Raw genomic sequence first — 25,041 nt, forward strand, 5'->3', positions numbered from 1 at the left:
GAAGTTGGATCTCCCACTTAACTTCTTCAAATTGCTAAAACTTTGAAGAGAGAATGTTACTGCCCGTTAAGGCTGGGATAAATATGATCATCTAAGTTTTCCTTATTCGGTAAAATTATCTGAATATAATGGGTTATTAGTGTTTTATATAGTTGGAATATATTTAATAAATGTTTTTCTAGGAAATACAGTTGTATTTTATCGAAAAAACATTATTATAAAATAATGAATATAAGTGTACGAAGGAACAGAGAAATGATTTAGATAAAAAGTGAAACGGGATTAATTGTTTTGATATTTAATGGAGAATGTATTAGTATCCTGCTTGAATTTCGGTTGTTGATAGTGGAAGAGGAGGAAATGAAGTGGCGAAAAAGGAATTGGAGAGAGGCTTGGAAGCGCGTCATATTCAGATGATTGCTTTGGGTGGGACGATTGGTGTCGGATTATTTATGGGTTCAGCAAGTACAATTAAATGGACAGGCCCATCAGTGATGCTTGCTTATGCAATTGCAGGGATTTTTATATTTTTTATTATGCGTGCAATGGGGGAGATGCTGTATTTAGAGCCAAGTACAGGGTCATTTGCAACATTTGCTTATAAGTATATACATCCATTAGCAGGGTATATGACCGCATGGAGTAATTGGTTTCAATGGGTTATTGTCGGTATGTCGGAGATTATTGCAGTAGGAGCATACATGCAGTACTGGTTCCCTGATCTGCCTGCTTGGATACCTGGTATTATTGCCATGATCATTCTTGGTGCAGCAAATTTAATTTCAGTTAAATCATTTGGTGAATTTGAATTTTGGTTTGCAATGATTAAAATTGTGACAATTATATTAATGATTGCTGCAGGACTTGGTCTCATTTTCTTCGGATTTGGTAATGGGGGCGAAGCTATTGGATTATCTAATCTGTGGGAGCATGGTGGTTTCTTTACAGGCGGCTGGCAAGGGTTTTTCTTTGCTTTATCATTAGTTGTTGGAGCTTATCAAGGTGTCGAATTACTTGGTATTACAGCTGGTGAAGCGAAAAATCCTCAGAAGACATTAACGAAGGCGATTCAGAGTATTATTTGGCGTGTTCTTATCTTCTATATCGGTGCTATTTTTGTCATCGTAACGGTTTATCCTTGGGATGAGCTAAATTCAATTGGCAGTCCGTTCGTTGCGACTTTTGCTAAAATTGGTATTACAGCAGCAGCAGGAATTATTAACTTTGTTGTTATTACAGCGGCAATGTCTGGCTGTAACAGCGGTATTTACAGTGCAGGTCGTATGCTTTATACATTAGGAATGAATGGACAAGCACCTAGATTTTTTACGAAGCTGTCCCATAACGGAGTTCCTTTAATCGGTACAATTGGTGTTATGGCCGGTTTAGCAATCGGAGTCGTTCTAAGCTATATTGCACCGGAAAACTTATTTGTTTATGTGTATAGTGCAAGCGTACTTCCTGGTATGATTCCATGGTTTGTCATTTTAATCAGCCAAGTTTCATTTAGAAAAATGAAAGGTGAACAGATGAAAGATCATCCATTTAAAATGCCTTTTGCACCTGTAACAAATTATGTAACAATAGCTTTTTTAATTATAGTATTAGTCGGTATGTGGTTTAATGATGACACACGTATTTCACTTATTGCAGGGATTGTTTTCCTTGTTATTATTGTTATTAGTTTCTACCTTTTTGGAATAGGGAAGCGTGTTCCGATAAATATTGAAGCAGATCAGAAAATAGCTGATAATGAATAAAAAAATAAACTAGGGACAGCATTGATGTATGTTCCTAGTTTATTTCTATGAACCGATAAATAATTTTTTGAACGGGAACTGTATTTTTGATAAGATAGCGTTAAGAAAATAAAATATTATTTATTGGATAATTAATACGAGGAGGATGAATATGCCGCTTGTAAGGATTGAATTATTTGAAGGCAGAACAGACAGTGAGAAGGAAGAAATGATTCGTGAGGTAACGACTGCGATGGCAGCTTCTCTTAAAATTGATAAAGATGATGTAGATATTATTATACAGGAAATTAAGAAGAAAGACTGGGCTACAGGTGGTGTAACCTGGGACAAGCAATAATCAACTTACATATTTTATAAAACGGAGAGAAAGCGGGGAAATAAAGCTATGCATAAATCAGTTCTGGATATTATTGAGCTTTTACAAGAGCGTCCGGTGTCTTCGGTAAGACCGGATATCATTTGGAGTGAAAGATTAGATACGAAAATAGCAGCAATGCCATTGAAAAAACTTTTTCCGGAAGATAATGAAGAAAAGGTATATGGGCTTGCACTACAGGCAGCATTCTTCATTTTAAATGACAGTTTAAGCAAGGCGCATGATGTGCTGCAGGACCCACTTGTTTATGATAAAAATGAAACTGGTGACTACTGGCATGCACTTATGCATCGTAAGGAAGGGGATTATAATAACTCTAAAAACTGGTTCCCTCCTGTTCACCCGATTCATGAGCAATTAAACAGTAAAATGCGTGAATATTTGGAAACACAATCAGTGCAGGATGATGGATTGCAAGCTTCTTTACAAAAGCTTTCTGAGCAGCCTACATGGGATCCAAGTCTGTTTGTAGATGTTGTGGAAGAAGAAGTGAAAAAAGGTTTTTCTGATGAAGCAAGAACAATCCTTAATAATATCCAGTGGATTGAATTAGAATTACTGCTAGACTTCACTTGTAAGCATGCTTTTGGAAAAGGTATTGCTGAGTTAGTACCTTCAGTCTAATAAAAGATAAAATAATAAAAGAGACCACTTCAAGAGATGAGGTGGCCTTTTTCTTTTAAATCTTTCTAATAATGAGTTTTAACCTTTTTATTCTTAAATAAAAGAGAATGTGCACTTTTTACTTTTTCTTCTAAGTAGTCAAGAGAATAGTTTCCTGACGGATCGGTAAGATCTCCGACAGCCCGAGATAAATTATCAATAATAAGGTTAAGCTTTTCCGTTTCCCTTTGCTCTTTATTAAAATGCATTTCATCCATAATTTCGTGAGCCATCCTTTGAATTCTTCGTAATCTTAAGCTATCTGATTTCACTCACTCTCACATCCTTTTTTTGCTAATACACAATGAAAATTATATGTGTGAAACTTCACTTTTTTCCTGTTTTCTGAAATTATTTATAAATCATTACGATTTAATTTATAAGCTGTGTGGACATTTATCCATACGCATATAAATCCCTTTCATATAATGCAATAGGTTATTGAGGAAAGCTGTATGGAAAAGAGGGATCAAATTTGAAGAGAAGCCAGGGGTTTGAACAAAATGATAAAAAGATTGTGCATTTCAGTCGACAGCAGGATAGTAATTTAAATGATATTCTATTTTTAGAAACAAGGAAATTAAACAGGGAAAAAGATTTATGGGTTATGCTGGATAAATATAAACATGTGATTTTAAAGCCGGTTTCTTTAAAGCGGGATTCTGTAATCATTCACATATCTATAAATTCGAATAATCGCTATAACATTCAATATGGTAATAAAAGCTTAGAATTTATAAGCCAGAGTGAAGCTTTTAGCCATTTAAAAAGCAAAATGAAAGAAAAACCTCATCTCATTCAGCAATATATTGAGTTTGCTAAAGTTAGAAATCATCCTTTTGACTTAATAGTGAAAGTAGAAATGAATGAGGAAACACAAAGCTGGATAGTTACTGAGAAATATGCGAAGTTAAGAGGCTCTATAAATTTAACATTGTTAACAGTAGATGAAGCATTAGCTCATCTAGACTTGGCAAAGGAAGTTACAGATAAAATTGAGGATCATGTTTTAAAGGTTGTTAGGAAAATGGAGGAGGCTACTTTTAATCATAAAAATTGGGAATTAAATCTAGGTATTGATTTAGAAGGAAAGATATGGATGATTAAAGCGAATCCAAAGCCCAACCAGATTAGAGGACAGAAGCAAAATGTTTATACTATTTTAAAGGATGATAAATTTCTATCATCTTTCCTTCCTGAAACAGTAAAGTTAAAAACAGAGAATGACTTATGGATGCTTCTGGATAAGTACAAGAAAGTTATTTTAAAACCGATATTTGGCAGAGGTGGTATAGGGGTTATTAAAGTTTCTAAAAATTCAAGCGGTCATTATCATATTCAGCATAATAAGGAAAGGGTAAGCTTTCATGAAAAAAAACAAACTTTTTCATATTTGAAAGAACAAATTAAATCAAAATCATATCTTGTTCAGCAATATATTGATTTAACAAGGATCAGGAAATGTCCTTTTGATTTAAGGGTAATTGTGCAGAGAGGAAGAGAAAATTCGGAATGGAATGTTACTGGGAAATATGCGAAACTTGCCCAGAAAGGCTATATTACAACAAATCTCTCTACAAAAGCTGAAGTATTAGCGATAGAAGAGGCACTTCAGCAGTCAAATTTGAATTCAGTTAATATAGCAGAATTATTAGCAGATGTTGATGAAGTCGCCCTGAAAGTCGCCCAAAAACTAAGCGAGGTTTCTATTCAGCAATATATATGGGGACTGGATATGGGAATTGATTCAAGTGGCCGCATATGGATTATTGAAGCGAATTCCAAGCCTGGAACGAAAGGGTTTAGGCAGCTAGATGATAAGAGCATGTATAAAATGATCCGAAAATACAAGCAATCATAAGCAGTGGCTTTTGTATTTTAAACATAAAAAATAAGCAATACTGATAGCAGCATTGCTCATTTTTTATGTTCAATTATTATTTTGTATAATTATCAAAATAGCCTTGAATAAAGATAATAGGTGTACCTTTATCTCCGCTTCCTGATGTTAAGTCAGATAGAGAACCGATAAGATCTGTAAGCTTTCTAGGTGTTGTTCCTTGTGATTCCATTGAGCCTACAAGATCAGCTTCTTTATTGTCAATGAATTCAGAGATAGCTTTTTTAAGCTCATCGCCTCGTAAATCAGCGAAGTTATTATCAGCAAGGTATTTTAATTTTATTTCATTAGGCGTGCCGTCAAGACCTGATGTGTAAGCTGGTGATACAACTGGGTCAGCTAATTCCCAAATTTTACCTACAGGATCTTTGAATGCTCCGTCTCCATAAATCATTACTTCAACATTTTTTCCAGTTTTATCTTTAAGAATGCTTTGAATTTTATCAACGATTGGCTGGCAGTTACGAGGGAAAAGCTTTACACTGTCTTCTGTAGCTTTATTTGATCCAAGTAAACCATAAGCTTCATTACAGCCGCTGCCATCAATAGATTCTGATAAGATATTATCAAGGCTGTAAATTTTCTCTCCGCCATTTGCTTTTAAGATTCTCTTTGTTCTAAATCTTGTATGGATATCACAAGTAAGAACACTTTTTGTATAATCTAAAATAGTTTTTGGATTGTTTGAGAAGATAACTTCACATTCAACACCATATTCTTCTACTAAAGATTTATAATAATCAATATAATCAACGCCAGTAAAAGTATGTTTCTTATATCCGAAGTGATCACGGAACTGTTTTTCTGTTAGAACATCTGTCCAAGGATTAACACCTTTTTCATCTAGTTCGTCTATATCAACTAAGTGGTTACCAACTTCATCAGACGGATAACTAAGCATTAGGACAACTTTTTTAGCACCTTTTGCAATACCGCGAAGACAGATTGCAAAACGGTTACGGCTTAGGATAGGGAAGATAACACCAATTGTATCTTCTCCGAATTTTGATTGGACATCTTTAGCAATATGATCGATAGTTGCGTAGTTACCTTGAGCACGTGCAACTATTGATTCTGTTACAGTAACGATGTCTCTATCATTAATTTCAAAGCCTTCTACTTCTGAAGCTTTCAATACACTATTTACAACGATTTCTTCTATATTATCCCCTTGGTTTATGATTGGACCACGAAGACCTCTAACAACAGTTCCAACTACTCTTTCCAATATAATCGCTCCTTAATAACTATGTAAGGTTAGTTAAAATTCCCTTTACTTGTACTATACATTAATTTAATGATATAAGTAAAATTAATATATCTGATAGGAGATATAAGGAGTGGTTATATGATAAGTAAATTAGATTTATATAGAGTCTTTTGTACAGTAGGAAAGAGTGAAAGTTTTTCTAAAGCAGCAAAGGACCTTTATATGTCACAGCCAGCCGTCAGCCAGGCAATCATGCAGTTAGAAAAAGATTTAGATACACGTCTTTTTAACCGGACGCCTAAAGGAGTCTCTCTAACGAATGAGGGAAGTCTTTTATTTGAATATGTTAACTCGGCTATTAATCTAATTGATGTCGGAGAAGGGAAGATTTTAGAATTTAAAAACTTAACAATGGGAGAATTAAGAATTGGTGTAGGTGATACGATTTCAAAGTATTTCTTGCTTCCTTATTTAGAAACGTTTCATAATCGTTATCCGAATATTAAGTTTAAGATTGTTAACGGCACAACATTCGAAATTTGCTCTATTCTAAAATCAGGAGAAGTTGATATTGCTATTTGCAATTTACCAATCGCAGATCCTGCGTTCGAGCTAAAGTCATGTATTAATGTGCAAGATATATTTGTTTGTGGTGAAAAGTATAAGCCTATCTTATCTAAAAGGCTAAGTTTTCAGGAATTAGTAAAACTCCCGCTAATTTTTCTTGAGCCAAACTCAAATTCAAGAAAGTATGTTGAAGATTATATTCTTTCGAAAGGGATAAAGATTGCACCGGAATTTGAATTGGGCTCCCATGATTTATTATTAGAATTTGCGAAAATAAATTTAGGGATAGCATGCGTGACGAAAGAATTTTCACAAGAATATTTAAATAGAGGGATATTATATGAATTACAATTAATCGAAGACATACCAATGAGAAATATAGGTGTCTGTTTCTTGAAAAATGTTCCGCTTTCAAGAGCATCGACTAAGTTCGTTGAGATCATTGAGAATAGGCAAAGCAGGATGGGGATTTAAGGAAAGGTTGCTCTTGCTTCCGCGATTAATAAGGAATATTTAACTTTTAAAGCATAATATTTACTATATTAAATATATATGGAAGATATGTGTAAAAATATGAACTTTAAAACATAAAGAAAGGAGGAGAAGTAATGAAAAATAAGAAGACAATATACAGTGTAATTTTAGTTTTATTAATCGGATTTGCGTTGTTCCTCTATAGCGAGTTTAATGGCAATCCTTTAAGTAAGTACCTTTCAAAGAAAGCTTTAGAATCTTATTTAGAAATTGCACATCCGGATAAGAAATTACAGATAGATGGAGGTTTCTATAATTTTAAGTTTAAGGAGTACCAATTTACAGTAAAGGAAATAGGGGACAATCCTTTAAATGAATATGAGTTTACAGTGAAGGGATTTTTAGATCCTGTAGTTGATATGGATGGTATTTATACAGGTAATCTTGATGAGAAGTTAATGGAGAAGTTGGGGAAAGAAGCAGCAGAAGAAATAAAGTCTGCTTTATCGAAGAAAGTAAAATCTGTACATTCGGTCGAAGTTTGGCTTCAAGTTCAAAAAGATGATTTTCCTTCAGATACGAATTGGAGTAAAGAAATGAAACTTGAGAAGCCGATGGGAATGCATATTGTTTTAGATGCCACTAATGCAACGAAGAAAGATGTATTAAAAGATATAAAACAAATTCAAGCAATTTTGAATGAAGAAAATTATTATTATGATTCAGTTAATATCAATGGGAATTATTTTGGAGAAGATGATGAGTATGTGAAAGACGGAGTTAATCTCGGCTATGTTAAATTTTCAGTATCTTTTCCAAAAGATATGGATTTAACACTGAAGGATATTGAAGAACTTAACCCATAAAGAGGGGAATATTGAACGGTTAGGAAAGACCTGCTAGAGTTTCGAGCAGGCTTTTTCATTATTTTAAAACAACTTGCTATGAAAAAGCTTGATAAAGGGAGATATAAAGAGAAAAATTATGATGACAGCGGCTTTCATTCCGTTTGTTTGCGTTTTCATGATCAAATTCCAACTTTGTAAAAATAGGTAAAATGACTGATAATAAAGATACCAAATGACGGAAGGGGATAAACAAAATGGAAAATAATTTCTTATCAGTATTCTTCATCTCAGACAAAGTATTTAAAACAGAGAAAAAAGCAAAGAAATCAATTGAGGCTTCATTCAACGTATCAGATGCATTTTTAACAGTTTATAAATAATAAATATTAGGAGGAGATTTTCCGTGTACCAGCCAATACCTTTCTTTTTAAACAATGGCAAAACAGACAAAGCTAATAATAAAGTAAATAAAACATCTAACTTTGATATTTCAGACGCATTCTTAATCGCTTATAAATAAATACACTTTCAGGAGGAGATTTTATGTACCAGTCAGTTTACTTTCTTTTAAATACTAATAAAGCAAAGAAACAAACTTCAAAAAAAGATAAAACAACTTTTGACGTATGTGATGCATTTTTAACTGCTTATAAATATTAAAATTAGAAATTACCTCTTTATTTTTATCAATCCTCTCTTAAATTCATAAGTATAAATATGGGTTTAACCTTCTCTTTTTTATTTGTTCTTCATAAAATATAAAACTATTATCATCAAATTATGTCACCTCAATTCTTTAAATTATTCAGCATTAATTAATTTCCTTTCAAATCTTATATAAATATCTAACAAGCAATATATTTTACTTATAATTAAAATATATATTTAATGAAATTCGTAAGAACAGAGGTTAATATTTTTGGAAAAAGTTTTAATAAAATAAATCTCCAGCCATGTAAATACTGGAGATTTATTTATATTAAAGTGCATCTCTGATTACTTTTTTATAGTATAGGACAGAAAGTATAGCAAAAATGGAATATAATGCAGTGTATAGTGCCATAACCATGATCATTGGTGTCCAAACTTCTGTTCCAAACAGGAACCATCCTGATTGAACAGCAAAGTAGCCGTGAAGCAGTCCGATCATTAAAGGAATTCCAAAGTTAAAGAGCTGTTTTCTTTTAATGCCTCTTAATAAATCACCTTGTGTGAATCCAAGCTTGCGTAAGATCGTATAATTTGGTTTTTCTTCTTCGCTTTCTCCCATTTGTTTGAAATAGAGAATACATCCAGATGTAATAAGAAATGCCAGTCCTAAGAAACCAACGATAAACATGATAAGTCCCATATTCTGTTTCTGCTGATTACTAATTTCAAGACGTGAATCGTATGAATAATTTTTAAAATTCATCTCTTGGAAAATAGTATTTGCCTTTTCAGCATTCTTCTCATCTTGAATGTTGATTCCTATATAAATAGACGATTCTTTTTGAATTTCTTTATCTATATTATTTTTAAGACGGTGAAAGATTGTATCATCTACAATCGCAACTGGTAAACCACCGTTCCTAAAGTATGCTGAAATGATGGATTCGTTTTTTAATCCTAAATATTTTTGTGGAATTACTTCCGTTTTTCCATGCAATTTAATAGAACCAGAATCTTTTAACGCCATGAATTTTTGCAGTAAATCACTATAGCCCGCAAAAACTGTTTCTTCTTCTGTTACATTAATATTCTTAACATTCTTATCACTAATTAAAGCTATAGTCATAATATTAGGATCAAAATTCAAGCCTTCTAAACGTATATCTGATATATCTTTAACATTTGCATTTACTTGGATAACATCAATCCTTTTTTCGCTATAGCCAATATTATTCTCTTTTAGAGCATGTTCAAACCTCTCTGCATCCTCGGTATTTGTAATAGAAAAATCTGCAGCTACATTATTTTCGGCACTCTTTTCTGCTGAGTAATAGGAGATGTAGCTTAAGGATAGCAGGCCAATCGCGAGTGCAGATACAGTTGTAATAATTGTTAGTAATAAGGCATTAGATTTCATGCGAAACATCAACGAAGAAAGCGACAATACTTCATTAATATTTAAATAACCATCTTTACTTTTCCTTATTATATTTAAAATAAAGCTGACAGACCCTTTATAAAAGAGGTATGTTCCAATGATGACAGCTCCTAGGATAAATATCATTGCAAGGAAAAGCTCTGTCATTGTGGCAAAGTCCCCGCCAAATAATTTAGATGAAATATAGTATCCCGAAGCAATTAGAATCAAACCGCTGATTCCGATAATCATTTCTGCGAGAGACATTTTTTTCACTTTTCCTTCTGTAGATGATACAACTCTAAATAAGGATAAAATACTCTGCCTTTTAATAAATACATAGTTCATTAACATAATAAAAAGATAAATAACGGTAAAAACAATAAGTGTTTGGACAAGCGCCTGCATAGAAAAATAAAGTGCTGCGACTGCTCCAACATTCATGATTTTAAATAAAATCATCATAATTAATCTTGAACAGGAAAATCCAATAAAGATTCCTCCTATTAATGAGCCAAAATAAAGAATGAAGTTTTCCAGAGTAAGAATTCTAAATATTTTCCCTTTTGTCATTCCTATCAGCTGGAATAGACCGATCTCTTTTCCACGTCGCTTAATAAAAATATTATTAGCATACAGAAGGAAGATAGAGACGATGGCAACTAGTAAAATTGATGCTGCACGGATAGAAGCAGCGCCTTTAATAGATCCTTTTAGTTCATTCATTGAAGGGTCATATTGCAAGGTGACAAAAGAAAAATAAAGAGCAACGCTAAAAACTAATGCAAAAACATAGAGATAGTAATTTTTAAGGTTCTTTTTTAAATTGCGGAAGATGAGTTGATTAATGCTCATTTTGTACCCCACCTAATATCCCTTGAGTTTTCATAATATCATTAAAGAAATCTTTTCTTGATTCAGTCCCTTTATTTAATTGTGTATAAACTTGCCCGTCTTTTATAAAAATGACCCTTGTGCAATAACTTGCCGCAACAGGATCATGAGTAACCATAATGATCGTTGCTTTTCGCTTTTCATTCAATTCACTAAGTTTATTCAGGAGGTCAGAAGCTGACTTTGAATCAAGTGCACCTGTCGGCTCATCAGCAAAAATAATGCTCGGTTCGTGGATAAAAGCTCTTGCTGCTGAGGTGCGTTGTTTTTGGCCTCCTGAAATTTCATTTGGATACTTATCCTTCAGCTCATAAATACCAAGTTCTGCAGCTACTGTTTTGAATTTATGATCTGCCTCTTTTTTAGATATTTTTGTAATTGATAAAGGTAAAAGAATATTTTCTTTCACTGTCAATGTGTCCAATAAATTGTATTCCTGAAAGATGAAGCCTAAATGATTTTTTCGAAATTCGGCCAGCTGTTTCTCTTTCATTCCCGTAATTTCATTCCCGTTGATCAGAATGGTCCCATGGCTAGTTTTATCAATAGAAGAAAGAACATTTAGCAATGTCGTTTTCCCTGAGCCTGAGGCACCCATAATGCTGACAAATTCACCTTTTTCGATATTTATATCAACGCCTTTTAATACTTCTTGTTTATTGAATTTATTTCCATAGCTTTTGTGGATTTTATTCGCCTCTAAAATATTCATCTGAACACACTCCCTTTTCTTAACTAATTTTATTATAAAAAGCTTTGTTATTCTTTTCCTTCGATTGGACGAACAAATGATAAAAGCATGTGACGTTTTTGTCACATGCTTGAAATACGAACAAATTCATTTCTCTTCGGGAAAATTAAGGTGAATGTTGATCCTTTATTAAGTTCTGATTTCACTGTAATATGGATGAGCAATGATTTTGCTGCTTTATTCGCTAAATAGAGACCCATTCCGGTTGCTCGATTGTCCTTATGCTCTGTTGTTGATGTAAAGCCTTTATCAAATATACGGGTTATATCTTTTGGGCTAATTCCGCGTCCAAAATCTTCTACTTCCAATATGGTCTGATGGGCTTCCTCATAGCTTTTAACAATAATATCGGATGATTCACTGTATTTCACTGCATTCGTTAAAAGCTGCCTAATAATAAAAGCAATCCATTTAGTATCAGTAAGTACTTCTGTTGTTTCCAAATGGACGTCAAAGCCGATGCCTTTTTGAATACACCATGATTGTAATGATCTAATTTCTTGAAAAATGATTTCTTGTAAGTCTATATTTTCTATGTATAAATCATTCTCTATAAAGTGGATTCTTTTTTGGTGCAGCTGCTGGTCAAGCAGAAAATGGATTCGAAGCCATTCATAAGTTAAATTAGCCTTTATCTGCTCATCTTCTACACGATCAATCACTAATTGCATTGCTGTTAAGGGTGTCTTTACTTCGTGAATCCAAGATAATAGCTCATCTTTCTCTTCTTCTAAAGCAATCAAATTTTTTGAAGAGGTCTGTTTTAAGATTTCTATTTGGTCTGCCATACTCTTCTCAATTATTCTTTCAAAAGGGCTTTCTGCATGAGCTATATTAGCTAAATCAAAATTATTTTCTCGTTCCTCTAAACTTTTCATAAATTTGATTTCTTTATTGTAACGAATAATTAAAAAGATAGAAAAAATCATGAATGATAAAAAAACGATATACATAATAGATGACAGTGGAATGGAAGAGTCAATATAAGTAACAAAAATCATGAATAATTGAAGGCAGAAAAATAGAATAATCCAGCTACGTCTCTCTATTAAATATTTTTTAATCATGGGAGTCCTCTTCAATAGCGATATAACCTTGTCCGACCTTTGTTTCGATGAAATGTCCCAAGTTAAGCTCATCCAATCTCTTTCGCAAGCGATTAACATTGACAGTTAAAGTATTATCACTTACAAAATGTTTATCATTCCATAAGCTGTTAATTAAGGCTTCCCTGCTTACAATGTTATTTTTCCTTTCTATAAGCAGTTTTAAGATGAAAATTTCATTTTTTGTTAGTTCAATGGAACCTGTATCGTTAGTGACAAGATTTTTATCGAAATCAATCGTTGCCCCGCACCATGTTTTCAGTTCTATTTGTTCTGCACTATAATTGTAGACACGGCGAAGAATTGCTTGTATTTTCGCGATAAGTACATCAAAATGAAATGGCTTTTGCATAAAATCATCCGCTCCAAGCTGCATGGACATGACCATATCAGTAGGATGATCTCGTGATGATAAAAATATAATTGGAACATTTGAATGGGTTCTAATCATTCTGCACCAATGAAAACCGTCGAACTTTGGGAGCTGGATATCAATGATGACTAAATCCGGTTTCACAGCTGTGAATTCTTCCATTACTTTGCTGAAATCATCAATACCATAGACCTCGTAAGACCAGCTTGTCAATCTTTCCCTTATTTCATGAAATAAAGTTTTATCATCCTCAATTAATAATAATTTAAACAATGAATTCACCACACTTTTTATCTTTTCTGCTTTTAAGTCATTTTATATTAATTTTTTTACATATTCTACTTCTTATTGTTGAATATGTAATAGGGTTTCTATATTTATCATAGTGGAAAAATTAAAAAAATAGGTAGAATAGATATATATAAATAAAGTATAATGGAGAAAAAATAATCTGAAAAAGGCAAACTTCATCGAAAGAGAAGGACGCAAAGCTATGAGCCTAATCGCTGCAACGCGTATGGTTGTCAGGTTGCCAGGTTCACATTCTGTGAGCCGCGGCTTACAGAATGGAGGACCGTTTATGATGCAGAAAGTGATGATAATAGCATCGATACTATTTTTGAACATTTTTGTTGCGAGTGTGCCGCCAAATGTAGAGGCTTCTTTCAGTGAAGATCGTGCGACATGGCTTTGGAATCCATGGATGCTTGTTGAGGACGAAGGGGATGTAATCGCTTTCTTGGAGGCGAAACAAGTAAATAAAGTATATGTGCAAATTGATAGTGATATTCCTGTAGAAGTATATCAAAGCTTTATTGAAAAAGCTTCTGTAAACGGAATAAGAGTATATGCACTGGACGGTGCCGCGGAATGGGTAGCGCCGAAAGGATATACAAGTCAGAATCAGCTTATGAAATGGATTCAAAACTATCAAAACGGATCATCTTCTATTCAAAAATTTGCAGGTGTTCATTTAGATGTGGAACCTTACTTGTACAGCGGCTGGAGAACGAACCAAGCTGAAACAATAAAATCTTATCAATCATTATTAATAAAAGCAAAAAATCATACAGATAGCTTAAATCTTCCATTAGAAGTAGATATGCCATTCTGGTTTGATGAAATTTCTTATAAAAATACGTATGGAAAAGGCATTCTTGCTGAATGGGTAATTGCAAAGGTAGATAGTGTTACAATTATGGCATATCGGGATTCTGCATCAGCTATTATCGATATCGTTCAAAATGAAATATCGTATGCTCAAAAATACAATAAATCAATTGTAGTTGGTGTGGAAACTGGACAAACAGATGAAGGTGAAGGAATTACTTTTTTTGAAGAAGGCGAAGCTCATATGAATGAAGAGCTTATAGCAGTTAGCAATTATTATAGAGATATAGCCAGTTTTAATGGAGTAGCTGTACACCATGTGGGAAGCTGGATGGATATGCAACCATAAAGAAATGAACCCTGCTTTATAAATTAAAGCGGGGTTTTTCTATTTTATTAACGGAAATAGCGTAAAAAATAAAGTATTTGTATGTGTTCAATATACGTATTTGAAAACTATTGGACATAATCTGTCCCTATAACTTTAGAAGGATTCAGGATATCTTAATAAATAGGCTATCTACCAAAAGTAGGAATATAAAGTACCTAATTATTCTAGAAAAATGAATTTGTATTTGGTAATATATAACCATTTTTAAAAATATTGTGAAAATAAGGTTCACGGTAGTATAAAATCATAGGGGAAAGTTCATTAGGTAATCTATTCTTAAAATTTTTCGGAGGGATTAATAGTGTTTAAAAGAATAAATTTTTTACTAGTTATATTAGCTGTTTTTCTTATTTTATCTGCTTGTTCAGATAAGACAGAAAAAACAGGGGGGACTGCTAAAAGTAAACAAATTGAAGCTAAGATTGAAAGTGCACAATACATAAAAAGCAGCAGAATTGAAGAAGAAGATCAAGATGCTATTGCAGTGAAAATTAACGTGAAAAACTTGCTGGATTCTGAGATTCGTCTTTCATCTTATGACGGAATTAAATTATATGACGGGGATCAACAATTGAGCACAGAATCAGATCTGTATGATAGTAAAATAGGTTTGGATATTGATACAAGTGGAGGTATTGGGGCCGGAAAATCAAAAACAGTACTTGCGATTTTTGAGGTAGAAAAAGACAAAAAATATGAAATTGGCTTGAATCCATCTATTCCAGGAGAAGAAGAGAAAGAAGTAATTTTAGAGTTTGATACAGCTAAATACGCAGAAAGCCATGAAACTTTAGATGATCCAGCAAAGGCTTTCGCTGCTTATGTTGATCAAATTTATTACGAAAAGGAAAATAATGATTATGAAAAGTTTGTAACTGCTGATAAGGCTGCATTGCAAGAAGCAGCAAAGAAGACATTTAAAAACACGATAAAGGATGCTTTTTATGAGAAAGTATCTGACGAACAGCTTGAAAAAATGTATATGAGCTACCGTAATATGCTAGCAGAAAAAGCGAAAGTTGATGTAAAAACAATAGCATATGCGAATGATAAGGCAGTTGTAGGGGTTAATATTGAAACAATTCCTTTAGGAAATATATCATCAGAAATAATTGAATACAAAAGGGAATTTACCGAAGATACAGGAAGCTATGATCGGGAAGAAGTAACAGAGTATATCGTTTCCAAATTCGATGAGATTATAAGTTCAATGGAATTAAAAGCGAGTGAGGATAGAATAGAAATCCCTATAACAAAGAAAGATGGAAAATGGGTCATTAAGCCAACACAGGAATATGGCCGAAGTTTAGATGAGATATTCATTAAAGGGGCAGTTTACTAAGGAGTTGCAAATGGTGTGAATAAAAAATGGCTTATCGCTATTCCAATAGTCGCTGTTTTAATTATAGGATCGGTTCTTTTTATTACTCAACAAAATAACAGACCAAAAAAACCGGTAGAAGCATTTGAACAAGCTGTAAAAGAAAATAAACCGAATTTGCTGAAAGAATGGGTTGTAGCTGATGATAAAAAGGCTAAGGTAAATGATGCATCCTTAAAAGCTTTAGTGACTTATTTAAAGGCAAACAATCATAGTTATCAATTGATTAAAGAAAGTCTGGAGAAACAAATTGCTAATAAAGAGTATATGGTCACAAATGAACAAATCAGCTTAGTTGAAGATGAAGAAAAGAAGGGTATATTCAAGAACTATAAATTAAAGGTGAAAACAGCAAATATTAAATTAGTCGGTCATAGCTCTAGCGACAAAGTAAATCTTATTATAAATAAATCGAATGAATCATTAAAGAGAAATAAAGAAGGAGATTTATTCGGACCAGTCCTCCCGGGCACTTATAATATCAAGCTCAATATGGAAAATAAGCTGGGCCTCTTTTTAGAGAAGAGAAAAGTAGAAGTATGGGGAGGAAGTAAACAAATCAGTTTAATTATGGATAGCGAGAAGCTTGTCCAAAATGATAAAGCTACTCAGAAGAATATTTTGAAAGCTGTAGAGACATTTAATAAAGATTTAGTCACGTTACAAACAAATGGTTTTAATAAGAAAGCTTTAACAAACGTGACAGAGCGTGTGACAGAGAATGTCTTTCTGGTAGAAAAAGATTTTAATTCGGTAAAAGACTATATAGATGAAATCCAAGTACAGTATCTTGGTGCAACAGTGAATATGGATCATTTAGATGTGAAACAAATATATGATGATTGGTCGGCAAATGTTGAAGCTATAGTATCTTATGATACAAAGATAAAAGTTCGGGATCTTGATAATTATGAAGATAAATCTTCTATATTATGTATTTATGAACTGAAGTACGATGCAGGAAGAAAAAAGTGGCTGATTGATGGTATAAAAGAAAAAGAAGTAAAGGATAATGAGAAAGATAAATGGAAGAATAAAGTAGAGCTGAATGATGAAGAAGAACCAGTAATGAAATGGAAAAGGGATGAAAACAGTGATACACTTTAAGGATTTACATCCCAAAGGGGTTTCGTTATAAATATTAGATATAATAAAGAGCCTTTAGGGGCTCTTTTTGTATGGATTGATAGGAAGATTCTATGGGATACAAAAATAATATTTTAATAGAGACGGGATGGAAAATATGATAGATTATAGATATCCAATATATGTTTTTGGTGTTAATTATCTACATAAAATTTCTAGCTTTATTATGAGAAAACAGATGAATGTTACTTGAATTTTCCATATAATCTCTAACAGTTTATTATTATAAAGCTTTGATGATTCTTTCAATCGTCTATTTGTAAGCACTGCATCAGGAGGGGTATTTGATGAATAATATTTTCGTTCGTAACAATGTGAAAATCATAGGGGAAGGAGAAAAAGTCATTATTTTTGGTCATGGGTTTGGCTGTGATCAAAATATGTGGCGCTTTATTACTCCCCATTTTGAGAAAGAGTTTCGCTTAGTTTTATTTGATTATGTCGGTTCAGGGAAATCTGATTTAACTGCGTATAATCGGGAGAAGTATAGTAATTTACATGGTTATAAGACTGATTTATTAGAAATTATTGAAGCGTTAAATGTAGAAAAGGTCATATTTATCGGACATTCTGTCAGTTCGATGATCGGTATGCTGGCTTCTATTGAAAGACCAGAATGTTTTGAATCTCTTATTATGATTGGACCTTCGCCGCGCTATTTAAATGATGAGAATGGCTATTCCGGAGGTTTTGATGAAAGAGATGTAATTGAGCTGCTAAATATGATGGAGATGAATTTTATAGGATGGGCGAGTTACCTTGCACCTATCGCTATGAATAATCCTGACCAACCGATGCTCTCCCAAGAGCTGGAAGCGAGTTTTTGTTCAACAGATCCCGTAATTACGAGGCAGTTTGCTGAGGCTACTTTCTTTTCAGACCATCGAGAGGATTTATTAAAAGCTACAGTTCCCTCTCTCATTTTACAATGTGCAGAAGACAGTATTGTGCCAGTAGAAGTCGGCGAGTATTTACATCGTTATCTTAAAAATAGTACGTTTCGAATGATGGAAGCAAAGGGTCACTATCCTCATTTAAGCCATCCGGAGGAAACGACAAGATTTATTAAAGAGTATCTTTCATTTTTCTAAATGGAACATACTTAGGTAAGAGGTGTCTATATGGATGAGAGGTTAAAATATGCTCCTTGTGGATATGTTTCAGTAACAAATCAAGGAGTTATAACATACATGAACCAGACCTTTTTGGATATGGTTGAATACAATCAGAATGATTTATTGCATCAGCATATTGAATCTATCATGACAGTTGCAAATAAATTTCTTTTCCACACATATTTTTACCCCTTTATTCAGCTATATGGATATGTAAATGAAGTTTATCTTACATTAAAATCTAGTAAGGATGAGGATATACCTGTCTTGTTAAACGGAAGACGATGTGAACGTGATGGAATCGAACTTGTAGACTGTGTATTTGTTCATATGCGTAAGCGTATCGATTATGAACAAGAAATTCGCAAATCTAAAAAGGAAATAGAGAAAGCATATGAGGATAAGAACGAAGCACTCGTTAAATTAGAATCATTGCATGAAGAACTGGAAATGAAGCAAAGGGAATTAATCGTATTAAACGAAGAGCTGGAGAGACTTGCAACTACTGACGGTTTGACTGGACTGAAAAATAGACGTTATTTCTTAGAAGAGCTGAATAAGAATATTACTCTATTTTCAAGCTCTCAATCTCCTTTTTCTCTTCTAATTATTGATGTTGATCACTTTAAAAAAATAAATGATACATTTGGTCATCTTACAGGAGATGAGATTTTAAGAGGATTAGCAAAAATAATGACTTCTATTTCCAGAGAAATTGATATTGTAGCTCGTTATGGCGGAGAAGAATTTATTATTCTTTTACCCCATATGGATAAAGCTGCTGTTAAGCAGCAAGCAGAGAAACTAAGATCCGCAATAGAAAAGACAAAATGTGCTGATTGTTTCGCAACTGTCAGTATTGGGGCAGCTACTTTCACAGATGAAGATACGGATATATCAATATTGGCTAAGGCTGATACGGCATTATATGAATCTAAAAATGAAGGCAGAAACCGAGTGACACATGCAGATGAATTAGTTGAAAACAGGTGAATATTAGTTTAGAAAGGCTCCTTTATGAGAATCCAGTAGAATCAAGGATTTTGTGAAGGGGCTTCTTTTCAGCCTTTAAAACTTATTAGGGCTTATCGGACAGTTCCTTTTTTTGTGAGTAAAGCAATTTTAAGATGAAATAATAGAAAATGAATAATAAACATAAATATAATCTAGAATCTAAAGAGGAGGGGAAGATAGTGAATGAATACAGAGGAAAAGCCATTCAAGATGTATATCCGGATGATTTCGCATGGTGTTACGGATGTGGGAGGTTAAACAAGAATGGTCATCATTTTCAGACATATTGGCAAGGAAACGAGACAATCACTATGTATAAGCCAGAGCAGGAACATATAGCAGTTCCGGGTTTTGTCTATGGTGGAATAATTGCTTCTTTTATCGACTGCCACGGCACCGGGTCAGCTTCCCTCGCATTACATCGTAAAAACGGATATGAGCCGGAAGACGGTATAGAACCGCCTCGTTTTGTAACCGCATCACTAAAAGTAGATTTTATAAAACCGACTCCGCACAATATAACATTAAAGGCTGTTGGGAAAATTACAGAAATTCATCCGAAGAGATGGAAGATCGATACAGAAGTATTTGCAAATAATACGTTATGTGCCAAGGGAGAGGTCGTCGCTGTAGTGATGCCAAAGACTTTCAAATAGGGGTATTTATAAGCTAAGAAAAGAGGCATTTTATCCGTTGAAATGCCTCTTCATTTATATATGGGGAACTGAGTAAAGTTTAACCACTAAATTGTCTAGAATTTGTATAGTTGCATATTTCATACTATTTTATGACTGAATTAAGAAATATAGCCTATGTAACTTTAGCCTATGAGTCAAAAGTTCATTGTTGACCTCTTTTAAATTTGTTACTGTATTCATAGAGAAAATGATTTTTTTAGTTATTAATTGAAGCAAAAGTTCTAATTTAATAGAAAACTTTCGATAAATGGATGATGGTAAAGGGAGTTAGCAATATACCTTAAGGGTGGAGATAGCTGTGAGGGTATTAGTTACAGGGGGATACGGTTTTATCGGTTCCTTTATAGCTGAAAAATTTTATAAGGAAGGACATGAAGTCCATATCCTTGATAATCTTTCTACTGGGAAAAAGAGCAATATACAATTTAAACATCGTTACTATGTGCTTAATATTGAAGATGAGCAATGTGAACAAATATTTAGAACGAATAAATTTGATGCAGTTATTCATTTAGCTGCACAGACAGATATCAATCAATCCATTGAAAGTCCAGCTGAAGATTCGAGAATGAATGTTTTAGGGCTTATCAACATGTTGCAGTTCTCTAAAAAGTACAGTGTTTCGAAATTTGTGTTTGCTTCATCATCAGCTGTATACGGTGATAATAAGGAAATACCTTTAAATGAACAATCAAAATGCAAGCCAATTTCTCCATACGGAATGAGTAAAGGGATTGGAGAATATTATTGTGAGCAGTGGCAAGAGCTTTATGGACTGGATACACTTTGTTTCCGGTTTTCTAATGTATATGGTCCGAGACAAAGGGATGCAGGGGAAGCCGGTATTATATCAATATTGTTAAAGAAAGTGCTTAATAAAGAACGATTAGTGGTGCCGGGTGATGGTGAACAGACAAGTGATTTTATCTATGTTGAAGATGTAGCAGAAGCTGTGTTCCGTGCTGTACTAAGTGATGTTTCCGGCTTGATAAATCTTTCGACAAATACTGAGACAAGTGTTAATGAATTAGTACATTGTCTTGGAAAAATGGAGCAGGTTAAGGACGTTATTTATGAAGATGCCAAAAGAATCACAATAAAACGTTCCAGACTGGATAACAGGAAAGCAAGACGAGAAGTTGACTGGGTACCTAAGTATTCAATAGAGGAAGGGTTAGAGCTAACATATAAGTGGTTTAAGGCAGAAGATGATTATGCAAAAAGGAATGTAGAAGAGCCGGCTTATAAAGAAGAAAGAAAAGCGATCATTCCGTTCGATAAATGGGATAAAAAGTATCTTCCTTACTTTGAAAATATTCTTATATTTATGTTTATTTCTTTTCTATATATGAAAATGGGAGATTTTTTCTACAATATTGATTTATTACTCGTGTATATTCTCATAGTTGGAATTACATTTGGGAAAGTCCAGGCTATACTTGCTTGTAGCCTATCGATCCTGTTATATAGCTGGCAGGGGTTAGCTAACGGAAGAGAGTTCATCGCGTTATTTACAGATCATCACACTTTAATGCAGTTTTCGATTTACTTGTTTTTAGGACTGCTCATCGGATATATCATTGACCGCAGACAGTTAAGAGAAGAGAATGCAGTAAATGAATTAGAATTGTTTAAAGAAAAGTATCAATTGCTTGATGATATTTATACGGAAACGAGAAAAGTAAAAGAAGAACTGCAAAATCAAATTCTCTATTCTGAAGACAGTGTCGGGGAAATATACACAATCATTAAGAAGATTGACAGTTTAGAACCCGATGAAGTATTTAACGGGGTAATTAGTGTATTAGAGCAAATAATGAAGACGAAAGAAGCATCTATTTATTTGGTGGGTCAGGGTGAACGTTTTTTAAGGCTTGTTTCCAAATCTAATAATACTAATTCTATATTTCCGTCTTCTATAGAAATACAATCAGACGGACCATTTACAAAAGCTGTATCGGAGAATGAATTTTTTATTAATCGCCGTTTGCAGCCGGAATTGCCAATGATGATTGCACCAATCCAGAAAGGAGACCGTGCTGTAGCTGTCATCTGTATTAATGACATTGATTTAGAACATTTGACACTTTATCATGAGAATTTATTTCACGTTGTTACAAATTTAATTACTGCCTCTATTACAAGAGCATTAGATTATGCAGATGCCACATCTCATGAGCGCTATATTGAAGGTACAGCCGTTTTAAAAACAGAGTATTTTCATAAAGCTTTAAAAAGTAAACAAAAGGCAAAAGAACAGTTCAATATCCCATATTCTTTAATAAAAATTAATGAAGTAGAAGGAATGAGAGAAGTAATTATGAAGATTACCGCTTCCTTAAGAGATACAGATTATATAGGTTTGGATGAAAGTGGAACATATTGGATGCTGTTATCTAATACGAGTAAGGAAAATGCAAAAATAGCACTTAACCGATTCCGTTCTTTTGTTGATATGCAGTATTTTCAAGAGGAAGATATGTATGTTTAGTATACTTTTTATTTATTATATAGTGACGCTTCTCTATTTGATCATTCAGTATCGGAAAGATGATCGGAATATTATCATGAAGATTTTAATAGGTCTTTTTTGTCCTCTTATCGGATTATTGCTCCTCTATTTTATGTTTCATCAGAAGAAGGATGAAAAACACTATCTGCCTGATGATTTGATCAAGAAGGGAGAAGAAACGTCTGAAATTCTAAGCAGAGTAGATGTAGAAAAAGAGACAAATATTGTTCCGGTAAGAGATGCTCTTCTATTAAATGATAATCAGACAAAACGCAGAGTATTAATGAATATATTAAAAAATGAAACATCTAATAAGATTGATATTCTTCAAACTGCCCTTCAGAACGAGGATACAGAAACCTCCCATTATGCAGCCACAGCAATCCAAGATACGAAGGGGCAGCTGCTGAAATCTATCCAGCAGCTGGAATATGAAGTAGAAAGGTTTCCAAATGAACTGGAACGATTAGCCTCTTATGCAAACGTTATTAAGCAGTATGTAAACATTGGTTTTTTAGATGATAGGACAAGAAAACAATATCTATATCAGTATTTGCAGCTCCTCGAAAATATGATTGAACTAGCTCCTCGTGAAAAAGAATACTATGTAGAAATTATTAACTGTGCTCTTGAATTAGAAGAGCTGGAGCGTGCCGAGACGTATAGTCACGCTTTTTTAAAATATTGCGGTGCTGAGGAAGAAGCTTATTTTTCATCTATGAAACTGTATTATAAATTAAAGAATCAATCAAAATTTCATGAAATCTTGCAAATGCTTAGAGACTCCCCGGTAAAGCTTTCTCCACAAGGTTTAAACAAAATAAGATTCTGGCTGCACGGTGATAAAAATGGATATTAAATTTCGACTAGGAAAAACAGTTTATCTTATTATTATATTTGTTTTAATAATTGGTCTACTGTTAAGTGTTTTAAACTCTAATTATATGCTGAGTTTCTTGCCTAACAGGGGGGTTTTAGACATTCATACAGATGAGGAGAGTGTTAAAAAATTAACGGAAGAAACTATTAGAAACTTAGAAACTGAAGAATATTTATTAATTTATAATGATAAGAATTCATACAGTGTTTTTCTAAAAGATAATATTATTCGAACTTTAGATTATATGAAGAAAGAAACAGATGTTGTTACATTAGACAATGTTCCAGTCTCATTTGATAAGTATAAAAATATTATTATAGCTTTTGAAGAAATCGGTCAATTAAATCATCTTAGTGTATTAGAAGCATATGTGGCAGAAGGTGGTAAAGTCTTCTTTGCTATTCGGCCTGAGATAAATGGATCTTTAGAGAATTTATATCGGAAATTAGGAATCTACGAAATAGGAGAGTTTATTAACCCTGATGGTATGGAACTTACTTCTAATGTTTTAGTGAAATCAGATCATTTAGTGATGAAGAAAGAGGAGATTGCAGAGAACTCTTCTTTATCTGTAGGTTTAGAAGATAGATGTACTATTTATGCAAAATCAATCGATCAGATTCCATTATTATGGGATGTTTCCTATAGAGAGGGTAAATTCATGGTCTTTAATGGGTCAATACTCGGAACAAAGGAAAACCGAGGTCTTATTTCAGGTGCTCTCAGTATGTTAAACGAGACTTATATTTATCCGATTATGAATATGAAAATTGCCTATATTGATGACTTTCCTGCACCGGTTCCTGAAGGAAGAAATGAACAGATTTATGATGAATATCAGAGGGATATTCCAAGCTTTTACCGAGATATCTGGTGGCCGGATATGCTGAAAATGGCTGCAAAATATGATGTGAAATATACCGGGTTAGTTATTCAAACGTATGATGATAAAATTACTCCACCTTATAAAACGAAAGAGCAGCAAAGGAATAATTTCATTCAATATGGCAGGGAGCTGTTAAAGATGGGTGGAGAAATTGGAATACATGGGTACAATCACCAATCGTTAACAGTCAATGCGAAAGCAGTTAAGGATTTAGGATATAATGCCTGGAAAAATCAGAAAGACATGGAGGGAGCATTAAATACAACAGAAGATTATATGAAAGAGCTGTTTCCGAATTATGATATGAAAACATATGTTCCGCCTTCCAATCGGATTGATGAAGTGGGAAAAGCAGCACTTCATAATGCTATTCCGTCTATCAACACAATATCATCTTTATATTTAACAGATGATATTGAATATACAACTGTACAGGAGTTTGAAAAGGCCGGAGTTTTTCTTCACCTTCCAAGAATAACATCTGGATATCATTATACGAATAAGATGGAATGGATTATAGCAAATGGTGTTACTTCATTAGGTGTATTTTCTCATTTTATTCACCCGGATGATGTATTAGACGAACAAAGGTCAAGTAATAAGAAATGGAGTGAGCTGGAAAAAGAATATGATCAGCTGCTTCATCATACTTATACTAACTATCCTTGGCTGCAAAGCATGGTAGCGAAAGAGGCAAGCAATCAGCTGGCAAACTATCTAGCTGCTGATATTTATATAAAAGAAAAAGACAATCGTATTTTTATTACAATCGATCGATTTGCGGGTGAAATGAATTTCCTGTTTAGAACGAAAAAGAAAATAGCAGATATTGAAAATTGTGAAATTCAGAAAATAGATAAAGATGTTTATTTAGTAAAAGCGGCGCAAGAAACAATTGAGATAGGACTAGGTAATTAA

At 33.4% G+C, this 25,041-nt stretch carries 22 protein-coding genes and 1 riboswitch; of the genes, 16 read left to right on the forward strand and 6 right to left on the reverse strand.

Annotation, left to right across the window (positions count from 1 at the left end):
* The first annotated feature begins 365 nt into the window (after positions 1 to 365).
* The 3 genes from BFA01S_RS08490 to BFA01S_RS08500 all read left to right on the forward strand — a co-directional run bounded on the left by BFA01S_RS08490 (position 366) and on the right by BFA01S_RS08500 (position 2,760).
* Positions 366 to 1,760, forward strand: coding sequence for an amino acid permease (locus BFA01S_RS08490; RefSeq protein WP_066228401.1), 1,395 nt, complete (start codon positions 366 to 368; stop codon positions 1,758 to 1,760).
* Positions 1,761 to 1,905: 145 nt separating this feature from the next.
* Complete coding sequence (locus tag BFA01S_RS08495; RefSeq protein ID WP_268874840.1) at positions 1,906 to 2,097, forward strand: tautomerase family protein; 192 nt, start codon at positions 1,906 to 1,908, stop codon at positions 2,095 to 2,097.
* A gap of 48 nt (positions 2,098 to 2,145) precedes the next feature.
* On the forward strand, positions 2,146 to 2,760 hold the full coding sequence (locus BFA01S_RS08500; protein ID WP_066228408.1) for a hypothetical protein: 615 nt from the start codon (positions 2,146 to 2,148) through the stop codon (positions 2,758 to 2,760).
* Positions 2,761 to 2,825: 65 nt separating this feature from the next.
* Here the strand turns inward: BFA01S_RS08500 and BFA01S_RS08505 are convergent, their stop codons facing one another.
* Entirely contained in the window at positions 2,826 to 3,071 is a 246-nt protein-coding gene (locus tag BFA01S_RS08505) for a group-specific protein (protein ID WP_066228410.1), read from the reverse strand.
* A 203-nt stretch (positions 3,072 to 3,274) separates the two neighbouring features.
* Here BFA01S_RS08505 and BFA01S_RS08510 point away from each other — a divergent pair, with 203 nt between their 5' ends.
* Positions 3,275 to 4,660, forward strand: a complete 1,386-nt coding sequence (locus BFA01S_RS08510; protein ID WP_066228413.1) for a YheC/YheD family protein — start codon at positions 3,275 to 3,277, stop codon at positions 4,658 to 4,660.
* A gap of 76 nt (positions 4,661 to 4,736) precedes the next feature.
* Here the strand turns inward: BFA01S_RS08510 and BFA01S_RS08515 are convergent, their stop codons facing one another.
* A complete protein-coding gene (locus BFA01S_RS08515; RefSeq protein WP_066228416.1) occupies positions 4,737 to 5,927 on the reverse strand; it encodes a coenzyme F420-0:L-glutamate ligase in 1,191 nt (396 codons plus the stop codon).
* Between the two features lie 120 nt (positions 5,928 to 6,047).
* On the opposite strand from BFA01S_RS08515, the gene BFA01S_RS08520 reads away from it, so the two are divergent.
* From BFA01S_RS08520 to BFA01S_RS23425, 3 genes are all read left to right on the forward strand, one after another.
* On the forward strand, positions 6,048 to 6,950 hold the full coding sequence (locus BFA01S_RS08520; protein WP_066228421.1) for a LysR family transcriptional regulator: 903 nt from the start codon (positions 6,048 to 6,050) through the stop codon (positions 6,948 to 6,950).
* 134 nt (positions 6,951 to 7,084) lie between these two features.
* Complete coding sequence (locus BFA01S_RS08525) at positions 7,085 to 7,816, forward strand: YfjL-like protein (RefSeq protein ID WP_066228424.1); 732 nt, start codon at positions 7,085 to 7,087, stop codon at positions 7,814 to 7,816.
* A gap of 236 nt (positions 7,817 to 8,052) precedes the next feature.
* Positions 8,053 to 8,178 carry a hypothetical protein gene (locus BFA01S_RS23425; RefSeq protein WP_268874841.1) on the forward strand — a complete coding sequence of 42 codons (126 nt, stop codon included), beginning with the start codon at positions 8,053 to 8,055 and terminating at the stop codon, positions 8,176 to 8,178.
* Positions 8,179 to 8,777: 599 nt separating this feature from the next.
* On the opposite strand, the gene BFA01S_RS08530 is transcribed toward BFA01S_RS23425, so the two are convergent.
* The 4 genes from BFA01S_RS08530 to BFA01S_RS08545 all read right to left on the reverse strand — a co-directional run bounded on the left by BFA01S_RS08530 (position 8,778) and on the right by BFA01S_RS08545 (position 13,263).
* Entirely contained in the window at positions 8,778 to 10,721 is a 1,944-nt protein-coding gene (locus BFA01S_RS08530; protein WP_066228427.1) for an FtsX-like permease family protein, read from the reverse strand.
* Positions 10,711 to 11,472, reverse strand: coding sequence for an ABC transporter ATP-binding protein (locus BFA01S_RS08535; protein ID WP_066228430.1), 762 nt, complete (start codon positions 11,470 to 11,472; stop codon positions 10,711 to 10,713). The genes BFA01S_RS08530 and BFA01S_RS08535 overlap by 11 nt, the downstream gene beginning before the upstream one ends.
* A gap of 101 nt (positions 11,473 to 11,573) precedes the next feature.
* Positions 11,574 to 12,578, reverse strand: a complete 1,005-nt coding sequence (locus tag BFA01S_RS08540; RefSeq protein ID WP_066228434.1) for a sensor histidine kinase — start codon at positions 12,576 to 12,578, stop codon at positions 11,574 to 11,576.
* Positions 12,571 to 13,263 carry a response regulator transcription factor gene (locus tag BFA01S_RS08545; protein ID WP_066228437.1) on the reverse strand — a complete coding sequence of 231 codons (693 nt, stop codon included), beginning with the start codon at positions 13,261 to 13,263 and terminating at the stop codon, positions 12,571 to 12,573. Before BFA01S_RS08545 ends, BFA01S_RS08540 begins: the two co-directional genes overlap by 8 nt.
* Before the next feature lie 176 nt (positions 13,264 to 13,439).
* Positions 13,440 to 13,527, forward strand: a riboswitch (cyclic di-GMP riboswitch).
* A gap of 43 nt (positions 13,528 to 13,570) precedes the next feature.
* Here BFA01S_RS08545 and BFA01S_RS08550 point away from each other — a divergent pair.
* From BFA01S_RS08550 to BFA01S_RS08590, 9 genes are all read left to right on the forward strand, one after another.
* A complete protein-coding gene (locus tag BFA01S_RS08550; RefSeq protein WP_235842998.1) occupies positions 13,571 to 14,449 on the forward strand; it encodes an amidase in 879 nt (292 codons plus the stop codon).
* Between the two features lie 343 nt (positions 14,450 to 14,792).
* The gene (locus tag BFA01S_RS08555; RefSeq protein WP_066228440.1) at positions 14,793 to 15,833 is read left to right on the forward strand and encodes a DUF5105 domain-containing protein; all 1,041 of its coding nucleotides are present in this window, start codon (positions 14,793 to 14,795) and stop codon (positions 15,831 to 15,833) included.
* Between the two features lie 15 nt (positions 15,834 to 15,848).
* Positions 15,849 to 16,979, forward strand: a complete 1,131-nt coding sequence (locus BFA01S_RS08560) for a TcaA second domain-containing protein (RefSeq protein ID WP_066228442.1) — start codon at positions 15,849 to 15,851, stop codon at positions 16,977 to 16,979.
* A gap of 326 nt (positions 16,980 to 17,305) precedes the next feature.
* Positions 17,306 to 18,109, forward strand: a complete 804-nt coding sequence (locus BFA01S_RS08565) for an alpha/beta fold hydrolase (RefSeq protein WP_066228445.1) — start codon at positions 17,306 to 17,308, stop codon at positions 18,107 to 18,109.
* A 30-nt stretch (positions 18,110 to 18,139) separates the two neighbouring features.
* Positions 18,140 to 19,126: a sensor domain-containing diguanylate cyclase gene (locus BFA01S_RS08570; protein ID WP_066228448.1), complete on the forward strand. Its 987-nt coding sequence runs from the start codon at positions 18,140 to 18,142 to the stop codon at positions 19,124 to 19,126.
* 200 nt (positions 19,127 to 19,326) lie between these two features.
* Positions 19,327 to 19,803 (forward strand): PaaI family thioesterase, encoded by a 477-nt coding sequence (locus tag BFA01S_RS08575; RefSeq protein WP_066228451.1) that lies wholly within the window; start codon positions 19,327 to 19,329, stop codon positions 19,801 to 19,803.
* Positions 19,804 to 20,143: 340 nt separating this feature from the next.
* Entirely contained in the window at positions 20,144 to 22,336 is a 2,193-nt protein-coding gene (locus tag BFA01S_RS08580; RefSeq protein ID WP_066228453.1) for an NAD-dependent epimerase/dehydratase family protein, read from the forward strand.
* A 76-nt stretch (positions 22,337 to 22,412) separates the two neighbouring features.
* Complete coding sequence (locus BFA01S_RS08585) at positions 22,413 to 23,216, forward strand: hypothetical protein (RefSeq protein WP_169800450.1); 804 nt, start codon at positions 22,413 to 22,415, stop codon at positions 23,214 to 23,216.
* Entirely contained in the window at positions 23,206 to 25,041 is a 1,836-nt protein-coding gene (locus BFA01S_RS08590; RefSeq protein ID WP_066228459.1) for a DUF2194 domain-containing protein, read from the forward strand. Before BFA01S_RS08585 ends, BFA01S_RS08590 begins: the two co-directional genes overlap by 11 nt.

This window comes from Metabacillus fastidiosus NBRC 101226 (assembly GCF_001591625.1).
In the GTDB taxonomy this organism is placed as follows: domain Bacteria; phylum Bacillota; class Bacilli; order Bacillales; family Bacillaceae; genus Metabacillus; species Metabacillus fastidiosus.